10 protein-coding genes are annotated in these 15,865 nt (G+C 75.3%); 2 read left to right on the top strand and 8 right to left on the bottom strand.

Going from position 1 to position 15,865, the window contains the following annotated elements; genetic code table 11:
• Positions 1-216: 216 nt before the first annotated feature.
• The gene (locus H1226_RS03120; protein ID WP_258345784.1) at positions 217-3,486 is read left to right on the top strand and encodes a glycohydrolase toxin TNT-related protein; all 3,270 of its coding nucleotides are present in this window, start codon (positions 217-219) and stop codon (positions 3,484-3,486) included.
• Between the two features lie 84 nt (positions 3,487-3,570).
• On the opposite strand, the gene H1226_RS03115 is transcribed toward H1226_RS03120, so the two are convergent.
• From H1226_RS03115 to H1226_RS03105, 3 genes are all read right to left on the bottom strand, one after another.
• Positions 3,571-4,170, bottom strand: coding sequence for a pentapeptide repeat-containing protein (locus tag H1226_RS03115; RefSeq protein ID WP_258345781.1), 600 nt, complete (start codon positions 4,168-4,170; stop codon positions 3,571-3,573).
• A gap of 73 nt (positions 4,171-4,243) precedes the next feature.
• Positions 4,244-4,447, bottom strand: coding sequence for a hypothetical protein (locus H1226_RS03110; protein WP_224957946.1), 204 nt, complete (start codon positions 4,445-4,447; stop codon positions 4,244-4,246).
• Positions 4,448-4,577: 130 nt separating this feature from the next.
• On the bottom strand, positions 4,578-5,039 hold the full coding sequence (locus H1226_RS03105) for a universal stress protein (protein ID WP_224957948.1): 462 nt from the start codon (positions 5,037-5,039) through the stop codon (positions 4,578-4,580).
• A gap of 57 nt (positions 5,040-5,096) precedes the next feature.
• Between H1226_RS03105 and H1226_RS03100 the strand changes: the two genes are divergently transcribed.
• Positions 5,097-6,398, top strand: coding sequence for an ArgE/DapE family deacylase (locus H1226_RS03100; RefSeq protein ID WP_258345769.1), 1,302 nt, complete (start codon positions 5,097-5,099; stop codon positions 6,396-6,398).
• Positions 6,399-6,591: 193 nt separating this feature from the next.
• Here the strand turns inward: H1226_RS03100 and H1226_RS03095 are convergent, their stop codons facing one another.
• The 5 genes from H1226_RS03095 to purN all read right to left on the bottom strand — a co-directional run bounded on the left by H1226_RS03095 (position 6,592) and on the right by purN (position 15,667).
• Positions 6,592-9,882 carry an error-prone DNA polymerase gene (locus H1226_RS03095; RefSeq protein ID WP_258345767.1) on the bottom strand — a complete coding sequence of 1,097 codons (3,291 nt, stop codon included), beginning with the start codon at positions 9,880-9,882 and terminating at the stop codon, positions 6,592-6,594.
• Positions 9,879-11,528 (bottom strand): DNA polymerase Y family protein, encoded by a 1,650-nt coding sequence (locus H1226_RS03090; protein WP_258349327.1) that lies wholly within the window; start codon positions 11,526-11,528, stop codon positions 9,879-9,881. Before H1226_RS03090 ends, H1226_RS03095 begins: the two co-directional genes overlap by 4 nt.
• Positions 11,529-11,589: 61 nt before the next feature.
• On the bottom strand, positions 11,590-12,900 hold the full coding sequence (locus tag H1226_RS28060; protein ID WP_309148777.1) for a hypothetical protein: 1,311 nt from the start codon (positions 12,898-12,900) through the stop codon (positions 11,590-11,592).
• Between the two features lie 611 nt (positions 12,901-13,511).
• Positions 13,512-15,077 carry a bifunctional phosphoribosylaminoimidazolecarboxamide formyltransferase/IMP cyclohydrolase gene (purH, locus tag H1226_RS03080; protein ID WP_258345765.1) on the bottom strand — a complete coding sequence of 522 codons (1,566 nt, stop codon included), beginning with the start codon at positions 15,075-15,077 and terminating at the stop codon, positions 13,512-13,514.
• Positions 15,074-15,667, bottom strand: a complete 594-nt coding sequence (gene purN / locus H1226_RS03075; protein WP_224957956.1) for a phosphoribosylglycinamide formyltransferase — start codon at positions 15,665-15,667, stop codon at positions 15,074-15,076. The genes purH and purN overlap by 4 nt, the downstream gene beginning before the upstream one ends.
• Positions 15,668-15,865: the final 198 nt, after the last annotated feature.

Here is a 15,865-nt window from a genome sequence, read left to right as displayed (position 1 = left end):
TACGGCGGATCACACCTGGTGGTGTGATGTCGCTCCGGACGTCCACAAGGCAGGCTTTGGAGCTCGGAACGACCCGCCCGACGATCACCGCCGCACCCACGGCGCCGAACCACTGCACCGAACTCACCCGGGACGACACACCACGAACGACCCTTCGAGTAGCGTTTTCGCGGGGCGGGGTCGGTGGGCCCGGTTGAGAGGGGGAGGATGTCACCCATGTCGCGTCCGACAGCGATCAGTCCGGAAGAGCAGGAACAGATAGCCCGCAGGATCGGCGTCCTGCTGTTGCAGGCCGCACCTGAGGACTGGCAGCAGATCACGGTCGAGTACCGCGCCACGGGCGAGTACCAGGATCTGCTCGGGGAGGTCGCCGCCCAGGACGGTGGCACCGAGCCGTGGGAGCCGCCCGAAGAGCTGTGGGGGATCTTCGAGCACCTGCGGGAAGGCATGTACCGCCCCGACGTGGGTACGTGGCTCAGCGCGCTCTACGTGGTGGAGCGCCCGTCGAGCTACCGCATCGACATCAACTTCGACGCCGAGCCGCAGTGGCAGCGCCCGCTGCCGCGCGCCGCGTACGTCGACGAGCTCCGCCGCTACCCGCGCACCGACGACAACGTGCCGGACTGGATGCGGGAGAAGCTGGACGGCGCGACCGCGCCCGCGGAGCAGGCCGGCCAGCAGCCGGAAGCGCCCGCGCAGCAGCCCGATCCGCCGCGGCAGGACCACGCCGCGCAGGAGGCCGCCCCCGCTCTCCCGCGCCGGGAGTCGCGCCGCGGCGAGCAGCACGAGCCGGAACCGGCCGCGTTCGCCGCGGAACCGCCTGCGGCGGACGACCCGGACGCGGGATTCCGGACGGCGCTGGTGTTCGACGACTTCGACGACCAGGGCCGCCCGCTGGTGGCGACCCGGGCGCCGGTGCCCCAGGACGAGATCGGCGCGCTGCGCCACTACCTGGAGAACGCGCCGATCGTGCTCGCGTCCCGCGACAACGACGACGACCTGCTCGACCCGAACGCCCCCGCTTCGGTGCCCTCGACCTGGCACACCGACGGGACGTGGGTGTGGCCGGGCGCGGTGCCCTACTACCTGATGCAGTACGGCGTGCCGCCGCAGCCGGAGCTCGTCGAGCACATCCGCTCGCGCCGCTTCGCGCTCGGCGAGGTGGACGACCGCACCCGGGACGCCGCGGTGCGCGAGCTGTTCGACCAGCCCGAGCACGACGGGTACGACGAGCAGGCCACCGGCGAGACGCCGCGCGTCGAGGAGGACTACGCGGTGCGGCTGCCCGCGCCCGCCGAGCCGACCGAGATCGACCGGCCCGGCGACTCGTGGCGGGAGGAGAACGCGTTCGAGTCGAGCGGTGCGGTGCTCGGCCGCCGCGAGAAGCCCGCCGAGCGCACCCCGGCCGACGCCGAACCGCCGCTGATCACGCACGGCGAGGAACCCGAGGCCGCTTTCGAACCGGGTACCCCGGTGCTCGGGCGCCGCGAGAAGCCGGCCGAGGACTCCGCGCCGGACGCCGGGCTCCCGCTGATCACCCACGACGACGAGCCGGTCGACCAGGCTCCCGCCGGGCTCGGCCTGGACGAGGACGTGGCCGAGGAGTCCGGTTCGCGGCACGGCCTCGGCAGCGGCGCGGACGAGGACCTCGACGAGACGCAGGCCGTGCTGGCGCGGCTGCACGACCGGCTCATCGAACTGGGCGTGGACGGCAGCGAGTACCGCGTCGGCAGCCACTCCCCCGACGCGCGCTGCCTGCTGCGCGATGAGCCCGGCTGGGTGGTGACCGCCGGCGAGGACGACCTGCACGGCGACGTCCACTTCGAGCACGCCGACCAGGCGGCGGCCTTCCTGCTCGGCAGTCTGCTGCTGTCCAGCACCGAGCCGCTGCCCGCCGCCGAGGACCAGCGGCGGCGCTCGCCGGCGGAAGCCCCGCCGGCGGAGCCGCTGCGTTCGGAGCACTCGCGGCCGGAATCCCCGCGGCCGGACGCGGACACCGCGGAACCCGCCGCGCCCGCGCCGGAGCCGGAACCCGCCGGGTTCGCCACCGCGGACGGGTCCGAAGTGGAGCAGCCGGGTCGCTCGGAGCGGTTCGCCGCGTTCGGCAGCACGCCCGACTCCCCCGCGGCCGGTCTGTTCACCGACCACCGGGCGGACGAGGCCGCCGAGCTCCCGCAGCGCGGTGACCGCGCGGCCCGGGACCTCGGTGAGACCGCGGAAGCCCGGCCCGCCGAGGCGGAGGTCTTCGAGGCGCAGCAGCCCTTCGCGGCCCAGTCCTCCGAGGCGCAGCCCTTCGCGGCCCAGTCCTTCGACGCCCAGCCCGCCGAAGCGCAGGCGGCCGGGACCCCGGCCGTCGACGCCGCCGAAGCGCAGGCCACCGACAGCCAGGCCGAGCCGGAGCAGGAGTCCGCGGACGCCGCCGACCAGCGCTCCGCGCTCGGCGACCTGCCGCGCCGCGGCGCCCCGGCCGAACCCGCGCAGCGCCAGCCCGCGCCCGGCACCGGCGGGCACTTCCTGTTCACCGCCAACCAGGCACCCGAACAGGAACCCGCGGACGAGGGCGGTTTCCAGACGGCGGCACCGGACGCGGAGGCGACCCGGTTCCAGCCGATGCCGAACGTGAACGGGGCGGCGCCAAACGGCTTCGCCCAGAACCCGGCAGCGCAGAACCCGGCGGCGCAGAACCCGGCGGCGCACGCTCCGGGCACGCAGGCACCGGGCACGCAGGCACCGGGGGCGCAGACTCCCGTGCAGCCGGGCTCGCAGCACCCGCAGGCCCCGCAGCCCGGATCGCAGGGCCCGGCACCGCAGGGCCCGCAGGGCGGCCCGGCGAACCCGCCGCTGCCGCAGCGCGGCCAGCGCCCCGAGCAGGACCAGGCGGGACGTCCGGGCGCGCCCGGACCGCAGGGCCCGCACGGCGGCCCCGGCGCCGCTCCGACCGGGGGCGCCGACCGCCGTCCCGGCCCGTCCGGGCCGGGCATGGCCGGACCGCCGCGGCAGGGACCGGGACCGCAGGGCCAGGCCCCGCAGCAGGGCGAACCGCAGGGCCGTCCCGGCGGGCCGATCAAGCGCCCGCCGCAGAACGCCCCCGGTGAGCAGCCGCACCCGCCGCAGCAACAGCAGCAGGCGACGGGGAACATCCAGCCGCTGCGCGGCGAACCGCCGTTGACGCTGTACCGGGACCGGCGCAACCTCGTGCTGCAGCCCGGCACCGAGCTGGACCGCTTCGGCGACCCGGCGGGCAACGTCACCTACGCGGCCCACACGCCGTACAACCAGCGGTCGCTGCCGCCGCAGTGGTCCACCCGCGGGTACGCGGCGTTCCGCGTGCAGCGGCCCCTGCAGGCGCTGCGCGGCACGGCGGTGCCGTGGTTCGAGCAGCCCGGTGGGGGCACGGCCTACGTGCTGCCCGGCTCGGTCAGCGACCTCGTCGCCGACGGCACCCTCCAGGAGATCGGGGACGCCCAGCGCCCGCCGATGGAGTGAGGTTCCGAGCAGGTCCGGAGAACCGGCATCGCCCCTCGCGGGCGGTGCCGGTTCTCCTTTCCCGGGGCGCGGCCCGCGGGTGGGTCAGTCGACGCGGAGGCCCTTCGCGGCGGCGAACGCCAGGGCGGTGTTCACATCCACCCGTGCGCCCGCCAGCACGCTCTGCGCGAGTCCGTCGGCGTCGATGATCGCGCCGCGCAGGTCGGCCTCCTCGAACCGGGTGCCGAGCAGCCGCGCGCCCATCAGGTCGGCCTCCCGCAGGTCGCAGCGGCGCAGGTCGGCTTCGCCGAGGTTCGCCTCCCGGAACCGGACGCCGCGCAGGTCCAGCCCGCGCAGGTCGGCGCGGCCCATCCCCACCAGCGTCAGGTCCGTCTCCCCCGGCTTCCACTGCCGCAACCGGCAGTCCACGAAGGACGAACCGAGCAGGCTGCACCCCTCCCACCGGGAATCGCGCAGCACCGCCCGGTCGAACCGGCAGGAGCGGAACGCGCACGCCCGGATCCGCGACTCGGCGAGATCGGTGCGGCGGAAGGTGCATTCGGTGAACACGCAGTTCCGCGCGCGCAGCAGACCGAGGTCGGCATCGGTGAAATCGCAGTGCGCGAATTCACGGCCGTCCCATTCCGCACCGGTCAGCACCGCGTCGGAGAAGTCCTCGCCGAGGGTGCGCAGATCCTCTTGCATGCGGCCAGCTTCGCAGAAAGCACCGACGGTCCCGGCCGCGCGTCCGGCTTTCGCGGCGGTGCCGGGCGTCCGCTCAGCTCGGCGGCTGCAACCCCGGCAACCTGCCTGATCCGCCGCAGTGCGGGCAGCTCCGCCATTCGCCCATCGACATGCCCGTCTCGGTCTCCCGGGTGGCCTGGATCGCGTACAACCGCGGTTCGCTCACCTTCCGGAAACCGGCGCAGGTGAAGCACACGGTGTTCGGCCCTTCCTCGAATCCGGGCCCGTCCTCGCTCATGCCCGACATCCTCACACGGATGGACCGGTGATGAGGCCAGTTCAACGCGCTCATCCGCACTTCCGCCATTCGGCGGTATCGGCACCACGCACAGCGAATTGATCGAACTTTCAATTAATAGTGGGAATGATCAGGGGACCACGACGACCGGCCGCACCGCTTCCACCACCAGCGTCGCGGGCACCGTGCCCAGCAGTCCGCCGCGGCGCCGGGACCGGCCCACCACGATCAGGTCGGCCCGGTACTGCTCGGCGACCTGCTCCAGGCCCACCGCCGGATCACCGCGGTGGTGCACGAAGTCCCAGTCGATGTCGATGTAGCGCAGGTGCGCCACGACCTCCTTCTTCAACTCCTCGACGAGGCTCTCGGCGGCTTCGCTGGCCACCGCCACCCCCATCGGGGACCAGTAGGCGACGCCGCCCACGGCCTCCACGTAGACCAGGACGAGGCGCGCTCGCTCCCGACGGGCCAGTCCCGCCGCCCACGAGGCGGCGTGGAAGCTCGCCGGGCTGCCGTCCATGCCCACGACGATGCCGCCCAGCCCGTCTTTCCCGATCTCGAACTCGCGCTCGATCTTGTCGCCCTCGGCCACGCCGGAATGGTAGTAGCAGCCCTCCAGCGCCCGACGACCATGCGCCACACTCGGGTCGTGACCACCTCGCGCAGCAGCACTGAGCACGGCGAACCCGCCCGCACCGACCTCGAACGGGCCGCGCTGGCGGCCATCGACCTCGACGGGGTGCTGCGGGACCTGCGGGAGCTCGTCGCCATTCCCAGCGTCGGCGGCAGCCGCGGCGAGCAGGACGCGCAGCAGTGGTGCGCCGACCGGCTCCGCGGGCTCGGGCACCGGGTGGACCACTGGCGCATCGACCTCGACGAGCTCGCCGCGCAGCCCGGCTTCCCCGGCCAGGAGGCCGAACGGGACGTGGCGCACGGCTGCGTCGGCGTCCTCGGCGACGGCGAACCGGCGCTGGTGTTCTGCGGCCACACCGACGTGGTGCCGCCCGGCGACCTGGACCGCTGGCCGGACCGCGACCCGTACGCGCTGCGCGTGCACGACGGCGTCGCCGCCGGCCGCGGCACCTGCGACATGAAGGGCGGCATCGCGGCGTTCCTCGGCGCCCTGGAGGCGCTGCGCACCGCGGGCATCCCGCTGCGGCGGCCCGTCGGGGTGCACGCGGTCGTCGGCGAGGAGGACGGCGGGCTCGGCGCGTTCGCGACGTTGCGCCGCGGGCACCGGGCGCAGGCCGTCGTGCTCGCCGAACCCAGCGGTGGCGATGTCGTCGCCGCCAACGGCGGCTCGCTCACCTTCCGGCTGGAAGTGCCCGGGCAGAGCACGCACGGCTCCACCCGGCTGCGCGGGGTGAACGCGGTCGACGGGCTCGCCGGGCTGCTGCCCGCGCTGCGGGAGCTGGAGGCGCGGCGCAACGCCGACCCGGATCCGCTGGTCGCGCACCTGGACCTGCCGTACCCGCTGTCGGTCGGCGTGGTGCGCGCCGGGGACTGGGCCAGCACGGTGCCCGACCTCGCCGTCGCCGAAGGCCGGTACGGGGTGCGGCTGGACGAGGACCTCGACACCGCGAAGGCCGAGTTCACCGCCGCCGTCGCCGAAGCCTGCGCCGCCGACCCGTGGCTCGCCGAGCACCCGGTGCGGGTGAGCTGGCCCGGCGGCGTGTTCGCCAGCGGGCGGCTCCCGGCGGGCCACCCGCTGCTGGACGAGACCCGCGGCGCGATCCGCGACGCGGGCGGTGCGGAGCCGCGGGTGCTCGGCGCCCCCTACGGCACCGACCTGCGGCTGTACGCGGCCGCCGGCGTGCCGACGCTGCAGTTCGGCCCTGGCGACATCCGCTACGCGCACGCCCACGACGAGCACGTGCCCCTCGCCGACCTGGAGCAGGCCGTGCGCACCTACGTGCTGCTCGCCCTCCGCCGCTGCGAACCGGCCGGCTGACCATTCCTGTCAGCGGCGAAGCCGCTGAGCCAACGACCACCAAAGCAACCGGACCACCCGCGGGTTCTCAGCGGTTTCCTCGCGAGGACAGCGATTTCCCTCGTGGCGGAGCCACTTGGGAAATCGATCCCGCAGCGAGGGAACCGCTGAGGTTCCGCCACCCCACCCCCACGCAGCAGAGGGGGAGCAGCATTCAGCAGAAGTCGCGGGATGTCGAGGGAATTCTCATGTCGAGGCGCTGCAAGCGGTCCGCCCGCAGGTTCACCACCCCCTCGGAGCGCTCCACCGTCCCGCGCACCAGCAGCGCCGCGCTGCCCCGCGCCACCGAGCGGTAGCGCGCCCACAGGCCCGGCGAGCACACCACGTTGACCATCCCCGTCTCGTCCTCCAGGTTCAGGAACGTGATGCCGCCCGCCGTCCCCGGGCGCTGCCGGTGCGTCACCGCACCGCCCACCAGCACCCGCGTCCCGTGCGCCACCTCCGCCAGCCCCGCGGCCGGGACCGCTCCCCAACCGTCCAGGCGGGACCGCACGAACTGCACCGGGAAGCTGTCCGGCGACACGCCCGTCGCCCACACGTCCGCCGCGGCCAGCTCCACCCCGTCCATCCCCGGCAGCACCGGCGCCGCCGCCGACACCGTGGTGCCCGGCAACCGGTCCGGCCGGTCCGCCGCCGCGGCGGCCGCGTTCCACAGCGCCTCCCGGCGGGACAGGCCGAAACAGCCGAACGCGCCCGCCGTCGCCAGCGCCTCCATCTGCGGCGCCGACAGGCCCACCCGCCGCGCCACGTCCGGCAGGTCCGCGAACGGGCCGTGCTCGGCCCGCTCCGCCACCAGCCGCTCCGCGACGGCCTCGCCGACGGTGCGCACCGACGCCACGCCCAGCCGCACCGCCTGCCCGCCGTCCGAACGCTCGTCCGGCTCCAGGTCGGCGCGCACCCGGCTCGCGTTCACGTCCGGGCCCAGCACCCGCACGCCGTGCCTGCGCGCGTCCGCGGCCAGCGACTGCGGCGAGTAGAACCCCATCGGCTGCGCCTTCAGCAGCGCCGCGCAGAACGCCGCCGGGTAGTAGCGCTTGAACCAGGCGCTGGCGAACACCAGCAGCGCGAAGCTCAACGCGTGGCTCTCCGGGAACCCGTAGTTCGAGAACGCCAGCAGCCGCGCGTACACCCGCTCCGCCAGCTCGTCGCCGATGCCGTTCGCCGCCATGCCCGCGAACAACCGGTCCCGCAGCCGCCGCATCCGCGTTCCCGAGCGCTTCGCGCCCATCGCCCGGCGCAGCTCGTCGGCCTCCGCGGGCGAGAAGCCCGCGACGTCCACCGCCAGCTGCATCAGCTGCTCCTGGAACAGCGGGACGCCCAGCGTCTTCGCCAGCGCCCCCGCCATCAGCGGGTGCTCGTAGTCCCACTCCTCCAGCCCGTTGCGGCGGCGGATGTACGGGTGCACCGAACCGCCCTGGATGGGGCCGGGGCGGATCAGCGCCACCTCCACCACCAGGTCGTAGAACTCGCGCGGCTTCAACCGCGGCAGCGTCGCCAGCTGCGCGCGGCTCTCCACCTGGAACACGCCGATCGCGTCGGCGCGGCGCAGCATCTCGTACACCGCGTCGTCGGCCAGGTCCAGCTCGCCGAGGTCCACCCGGCGGCCGTGGTGCTCGGCGACCAGGTCGATCGCGTAGTGCAGCGCCGAGAGCATGCCCAGCCCCAGCAGGTCGAACTTCACCAGCCCCGCGGCGGCGCAGTCGTCCTTGTCCCACTGCAGCACCGTGCGGCCCGGCATCCGCGCCCACTCCACCGGGCACACCTCGCTCACCGGCCGGTCGCACAGCACCATGCCGCCGGAGTGGATGCCCAGGTGGCGGGGGAAACCGATCAGCTCGTCCGCCAGCTCCCGCACCTGCGCCGGGATCTCCTCGTCCGCGGGCAGCTCGTGCCAGGACTCCACCCGCTTGCTCCACGCGTCCTGCTGGCCCGGCGAGTGGCCGAGCGCCCGCGCCACGTCCCGCACCGCCGACTTCGGGCGGTACGAGATCACGTTCGCCACCTGGGCGGCGTGCGTGCGGCCGTGCAGGCCGTACACGTACTGGATGACCTCCTCGCGGCGGTCCGACTCGATGTCCAGGTCGATGTCCGGCGGGCCGTCCCGCTCCGGGGCGAGGAACCGCTCGAACAGCAGCTCGTAGCGCACCGGGTCCGCGTTCGTGATCCGCAGCGCGAAGCACACCGCCGAGTTCGCCGCCGAACCCCGGCCCTGGCACAGGATGTCCTGCTCCTGGCAGAACCGGACGATGTCGTGCACCACCAGGAAGTAGCCGGGGAAGCCCAGCCGTTCGACCACCGCCAGCTCGTGCTCCAGCTGCCGGTACGCGGCCGGGTTCCGCTCCGGCGGGCCGTAGCGGTCCAGCGCGCCCCGCATCGTCAGCTCCCGCAGGTGCTGGGCCTCCGTGCGGCCCGGCGGCACGTCGAACGGCGGCAGCCGCGGCGCCACCAGCCGCAGGTCGAACGCGCACTCCCGGCCCAGCTCGGCGGCCGCGGCCACCACCCCCGGGTAGCGGGCGAACCGGCGAGCCATCTCCGCGCCGGACCGCAGGTGCGCGCCCGCCGACGGCGGCAGCCAGCCGTCCAGCTCGTCCAGGCTGCCGCGCGCCCGGATCGCCGCCAGCACCGCGGCGATCCGCTCCCGCTCCGGGGAGGGCAGGTGCGCCGCCGTGGACGCCACCGCCCGCAGCCCGCGGCTGCGCGCCAGCTCGAACAGGGCGTCGTTGCGCACCGAATCCTCCGGCAGCCCGTGGTCGGTGAGCTCCACGGCCACGTTCTCGGCGCCGAACAGCGCCACCAGCCGGTCCAGCTCCGCCGCGGCCGCGGGCGTCCCGCCCTCGGTCCACGCCGCGCGCACCGCGCCCTTGCGGCAGCCGGTCAGCACCAGCCAGTGCCCCGCGGCCTCCGCCGCCAGCTCCGCCAGGTCGTAGTGCGGGCGGCCCTTCTCCCCGCCGCGCAGCTGCGCCGTGGTGATCGCCCGGCACAACCGGCGGTAGCCCTCCGGGCCGCGGGCCAGCACCAGCAGGTGCCGGTCCGGCGGGTCCGGTTCGCCGGTGCGGGCGGAAGCCCGGCCGCCGCCGCTGCCCAGGCCCAGTTCGGCGCCGAAGAGGGTACGCACGCCGTGCTCGGCGGCGGCCTCCGCGAAGCGCACCACCCCGTACATGCCGTCGTGATCGGTCAGCGCCACCGCTTCCAGGCCGAGGCGGGCGGCTTCGGCGACCAGCTCCTCCGGGTGGCCGGCGCCGTCCAGGAAGCTGAAGTGCGAGTGCGCGTGCAGCTCCGCGTAGGGGACTTCGGCCGGCCCGGGTTCGCCGCCGTCCCCGTGGGGCGCGCGGGTCCGCTCGGGGTCGTCGTCGGCGGGACAGCGCTCGTCGCGCGGCGGGGGCCCGGCGCCGGACAGCGCCTTCTCCAGCTCCGACCAGCTCTGCGGCGGGTTGAACCAGCTCATCGGTACACCCCCTGCACCCACCAGGCGGCGTCCTCGTGCACCAGCAGCAGGGCCACTTCGCCCGGGTCGTCCTGGTCTTCCTGGTCGTGCCGGTCGCCCTGGCCGCCGCCGGCCCGGGATTCGTCCGCTCCGGTGTCCGGGGCGAGGACCACCTGCAGCCGCACGATCAGCGGCGCCTCCCGCCTGCCGGGGCCCTGGTCCCACCAGCGTTCCCGCAGCGGCCACGGACCGGCCCAGCCGACGACCTCCCGGCCGCGACCGCGCACCAGCACCCGCCGGGGTGGCGCCGTCAGCTCCGCCCGCGCGGTGAGCCGCACCGGTTCTCCGGACTCGTCGAGCACCGTCGCGGGCCACGGTTCCTCGGGCAGCACCGACGGGGACGGCGCCGGAATCCGCCCCGGCCACGGGCGGTCCGGTTCCAGCCGCGGGTGGCGTTCCGCGCCCCACGGCACCAGCGTCACGCGGTCCCGCGCGTCCCGACCGCCGGAGGGCACGCCCACCAGCACCCGGTCCGGCCCGAGCAGCCCCTGCACGCGCACGAACGCGCGTCCCGCACGGGCGTCGGCGGCACCGGTCGCCGAGCGCACCAGGTCCAGTTGGAGCCCGCCCGCACCCACGACCTCCTCCGGGGACAGCGCCAGCACCGCCACCCCCGAGGTGGGGCGCGGTTCCCGCGACCGGGCGCTGAGCCAGCCGTCGAGCTGCCAGCGCACCCGGTCCACGGTGTCGGCCGGGGTCAGCGGTTCCGCGCACCGCCACACCCGGTGCAGTTCCTCGCCGTGCTCGGTCCGCGCGGCGATGCCCAGCCGGGTGCAGGCGACGCCGCGTTCCGCCAGCAACCGGTGCAGCCGCTCGGCCAGCGCCTTCGCCGCGAACGCCGCCGCGTCCACCCGATCGACCGGTGGGTCCAGCCGTTCGGTGACCGTGAGCTCCGGTTCCGGGCGGCGCCGGTCCGGCGGGCGTTCCTCCTCGCCGCGCGCGGAACGCTGCGCCAGCAGCGCGTCGGAGCCGAAGCGGGTGGTGACGTCGCCGGGGGGCAGCGCGGCGAACTCGCCGAGCGTGCGGATCCCCAAGCGCCACAGCAGGTCCACCAGTTCCGCGCGGTTCGCGGTGAGCCGCTGCGCGGGCTGGTCGATCTCGCCGATGCCGAGCGGAGCGAGGAACTCCCGGCTCCCGCCCGGTGGCACCAGCACGCCGCGCCGGGCCGCGAGGACCCCGGCGAACAGGCCGTCGGCCGCGCCCACCTGGCATTCCACCCCGGTCCGCGCGGCGACCTGGTCGACGAGCCGTTCCGCGGCGGTCTCCTCCGCCCCGAAGTAGCGGGCGGGGCCGCGCGCGGGCACCGCCACCAGCCCCGGGCGCACGACCTCCACGCCCGGGGTCAACTGCTCGACCGCGGCCACCACCGGTTCGAACAGCCGCGCGTCCCGCGCCGGGTCGTGTTCGGACACCACGAGCTCCGGGCACCGGCCCTGCGCTTCCCGGCGCCGCATCCCGCGCCGGACCCCGGCGTCCCGGGCGGTCGCCGAGCAGGCCAGCACCCGGTTCGCGGTGAACACGGCCGCGGGTGCCAGCGGGTCGAGGTCGTCGGCGCGGGAGGCCGCCACCACCGGCCAGTCCGGGCACCACACCAGGAACCGCCGCACCGCGGAGTCGTGCCCCGCGGCCGGAGCCCCGGCCGACCCGGGTGGGGTGGGGCGGGTGACGTCAGCCGGCACGATCGCCGCTCCGCACCGGGCGCAGCGCGCGCCGCGCCGCCGCCCCGCTGGACCCGGCTGCCCCGCTGGACCCGGCTGCCCCGCTGGACCCGGCTGCCCCGCTGGACCCGGCTGCCCCGCTGGACCCGGCTGCCCCGCTGGACCCGGCTGCCCCGCTGGACCCGGCTGCCCCGCTGGACCCGGCTGCCCCGCTGGACCCGGCTGCCCCGCTGGACCCGCTGCCCGCTCCCGCCCCGCTGGACCGCGTTGCCCCGCTGGACCTCACCGCCCCGCTGGCGCAGGCGCTTCCTGGGCCGGTGCCGTGGGGCCCGGCACCACTGGCCCCGACATCGTTGGACCTCGCCCCACCGGCGGAATCCGGCACCCCGTCGGAGCCCGCGTTCCGCCCGGAACCGGCTCCTCCGCCCGAACCCGTGGCGGCCGTGGACCTCGCAGCGGGTTCCCACAGCGACGGTCCCGGCCGAGCCACCGGTTCCCACGGCGCCACCGGTTCCAGCGGCGTCGCCGGTTCCAGCGGCGTCGACGGTTCCGGCGGCGCCGCAGGTCCCGGCCGAGCGGCGGTTTCCAGCGAAGCCACGGTTTCCAGCGGTGCCACGGGCCCCAACGGTGCGGCGGGTTCCCACGGCGCGGGGGACTCCAGCGGTGCCGCTGGCCCGCCGCGTCCCGGCAGCAGCATCCGGCACGAGCGCGGCCGGGAGGCCGCCCCGCGTCCGCCCGCGCGCACGGTGACCTCGCGTTCCCGCAGGTGCCCGTGGCCCTGCCCCACACCGCGCCACCGCGCCTGCCCGCACCGCAACCGCACTTCGGCACCCGGCCAGGCACCGAACGGCAGCAGCACCGCACCGCGGTGCCGGGCCCGGGTGGACAACCGGCGGGCGTCGGCCTCGGTCACCAGTCCCGGGCGGCCGACCACCACCAGATCCACCCCGTCCAGCAGGGCCGCGATCACGGCGACCGGATCGTCCCCCGGGTGCGGCACCAAGGCCAGCCGGGACAGCTCCACGCCCGCCTCGGCCGCCGCGGTCAAGCCGATCCCCGGGAGCCCGACGACCGCTGCCCAAGATCCTTCCGCCGTCGCCTCGGACAGCAGGGCGAACAGCAGGGAGGTCGATTCGTGCACCGCCACCGTGCTGCCACGGCGCAGGCCTGGCCATGGCAGCACGGCGGCGAATTCCGCCCGCGCGGGCAGCACCCGTCCCGCAACGGGATCGCCGCCCGCCTCGGCGGCCGAGGTGGCCACGGACACCCCGTGAGCCGTGGTCACCCCGTCCAACGCCACCAAGGACGTGCTCGCGGACATCCGCTGTCTCCCCACCTCGTTCGCAGGGATGCCCGACCCCGTCTCGGGCACCCACGTCCGCTGTGGGGAGACAGCGGTGAGGACGTGCCGTCTGCACCCGAACGGCACCACCTCGTGGAACGACCGCCCCCCGACGGCGACCGCTCCGGAGTTTCTTTCCGGTAGTTCAGTACTTCCGGCGGTCCCCGTTCCACTGCGGACCGCCGCCGTTGCCGTTGCGTCCCTTCCTCGACATCACCGTCCCGATCACCCTCGTTCCGCGCGCCCCCGCGACGCCCGGAGTCCCCGGTCACCGGCAGGCCCGGGCACCCCGCCCCTGGACCGCACCGCAGGTCGTTCCCGACCCGACCGAAGATCGAACCCTTGTTCGACTGGCTCAAGTAAACCCTGGCCAGGAGCCCGCCGTCAAGGCGTTCACACCAAAGAGCGAACACAAGTTCGATAACCGCAGGTAGGCGCGTCCCGTCCCCGAGAAGCCCGCCGGACACCCGCATCCTGCCCCCGCCCACCGACAACCCGGTGCGCACGAGAAGAGGGGCGGCGCGGACCCGAAGGCCCGCACCGCCCCTCCCCGGAGCACCACCCCGCCCGACCGGACCGGGCGCAGCAGATCAGTGGGCGAAGTGCCTGGTTCCCGTCAGGTACAGCGGGATCCCCGCCGCCCGGCACACCTCGACCGTCTCCTCGTCCCGCACCGAGCCGCCCGGCTGCACGATCGCCCGCACCCCGGCGTCGACGAGCACCTGCGGCCCGTCACCGAACGGGAAGAACGCGTCGGAGGCGACCACCGAACCGGAGACCCGCTCCCCGGCCCGCGCCACCGCGAGCCGCGCCGAGTCCACCCGGTTGACCTGGCCCATGCCGACGCCGACCGTGGCGCCGTCGTCGGCCAGCAGGATCGCGTTCGACTTCACCGCGCGGCAGGCGCGCCAGGCGAACCGCAGGTCCGCGAGCGTGGCCTCGTCCGCCGGTTCCCCCACGGCGAGCGTCCAGTTCGCCGGGTCGTCCCCGTCGGCGTCGATCGCGTCGGACTGCTGCACGAGCGTCCCGCCGGAGATGGCCCGCATCTCGACCCGGCCGGAACGCGGCGGCTGCGCGGTGAGCACCCGGACGTTCTTCTTCCGGGCCAGCACCTCGACCGCGCCGTCGGCGTAACCGGGGGCCACCACGACCTCGGTGAACACCTCCGCGATCTGCTCGGCCATCGGCACGGTGACCTCGCGGTTCGCCGCGATGACGCCGCCGAAGGCGCTCACCGGGTCGCACTCGTGGGCCTTGCGGTGCGCGGCGGCGACGTCCTCGGCGACGGCGATGCCGCAGGGGTTGGCGTGCTTGATGATCGCCACGCAGGGCCGGTCGTGGTCGTGGGCGGCGCGCCACGCGGCGTCGGCGTCCACGTAGTTGTTGTACGACATCTCCTTGCCGTGCAGCTGCGCGGCGGCGGCGAGCCCGGTGGCCTCCCCGCCCGAGACGTACAGCGCGGCGGCCTGGTGCGGGTTCTCGCCGTAGCGCAGCGCGGAGCGCCGCTCCCAGGTCTCGCCGAGCCAGCCGGGGAACGCGGCGTCGTCCCCGGTGGGCACCCGGCTCATCCAGCCCGCGACGGCCACGTCGTAGGACGCGGTGTGCCGGAACGCCTCCGCGGCCAGCTCGACGCGCTCGGGCAGCGTGAAGCCACCGGCGCGCACCTGCTCCAGCAGCCACTCGTACTTGCCGGGGTCGACGACGACGGCCACGTTGGCGTGGTTCTTCGCCGAGGCGCGCACCATGGCGGGACCGCCGATGTCGATCTGCTCGATGACCTCGTCGGGCGCCGCGCCGGAGGCGACGGTGCGCACGAACGGGTACAGGTTGACCACCAGCAGGTCGAACGGCGGGATGTCCAGTTCGGCGAGCTGGTCGGCGTGCTCCGGTCGGCGCAGGTCCGCGAGCAGGCCCGCGTGCACCCGCGGGTGCAGCGTCTTGACCCGGCCGTCGAGGGCCTCCGGGAACCCGGTGAGCTCCTCGACCGGGGTGACCGGCACGCCGGCGTCGGCGAGGGCGCGCGCCGTGCCACCGGTCGAGACGATCTCGACGCCTGCCGCGTGCAGCCCGGTGGCCAGGTCCAGCAGGCCGGACTTGTCGGACACGCCGATCAGCGCCCGGCGCACCGGCCGCCGTTCCTGCGAGTTCTCGGTCACGGGATTTCCACCTTCCGTCCCTGCACGGTCCAGCCGTGCCGCGCGAGCTGTTCCACGGTCTCCACGAGCAGCGACCGCTCGACCGCCTTGATGCGTTCGTGCAGGCTCGCCTCGTCGTCGTCGGGCAGCACCGGCACCGCCTCCTGCGCCAGGATCGGCCCGGTGTCCACCCCGGCGTCGACCACGAACAGCGTGCAGCCGGTGACCCGCACCCCGTGCGCGAGGGCGTCGCGCACCCCGTGCATGCCGGGGAACGCGGGCAGCAGCGCCGGGTGGCTGTTCAAGTAGCGGCCGCCGTAGCGGGCGAGGAAGCGCTCGCCGGCGAGCTTCATGAAACCGGCGGACACCACGAGGTCCGGTTCGTGCTCGGCGCACGCCTCGGTCAGCGCCTCGTCCCAGTCCTGCCGGGTCGCGTGGTCGGCGACGCGGCGCACGAAGGTCGGGATGCCGGCGCGCTCGGCGCGCGCGAGACCTTCGATGCCGGGCCGGTCGGCGCCGACCGCCACGACGCGCACCGGGTAGCCGGGGCGCGCGGTGGCGTCGAGGAGGGCTTGCAGCAGGGTTCCGGAACCGGAGACCAGCACGACCACGCGGGCCGGATCGCCGGGGCGGAACCGCGTCGGCGGTTGCGCGGACGGGTCCGGTTCGGGAGTGCCGGGGGCAGGGTCCGGTCGTGCTGCGGAGGCCGCGTTCGATGCGGGGGTGCTCAGCTCTGACTCCTGACAGTGCCTGGTCACGATCTCACCGAGCAGCGTAGGCGGCGGCCCGGTGCGGGACTCGGCCAGGTC

Source organism: Saccharopolyspora gregorii (genome assembly GCF_024734405.1).
GTDB classification, from domain to species: Bacteria; Actinomycetota; Actinomycetes; order Mycobacteriales; family Pseudonocardiaceae; genus Saccharopolyspora_C; species Saccharopolyspora_C gregorii.
Note: the sequence above shows the minus strand (reverse complement) of the source record. Positions and strands in the feature narration are given on the sequence as shown.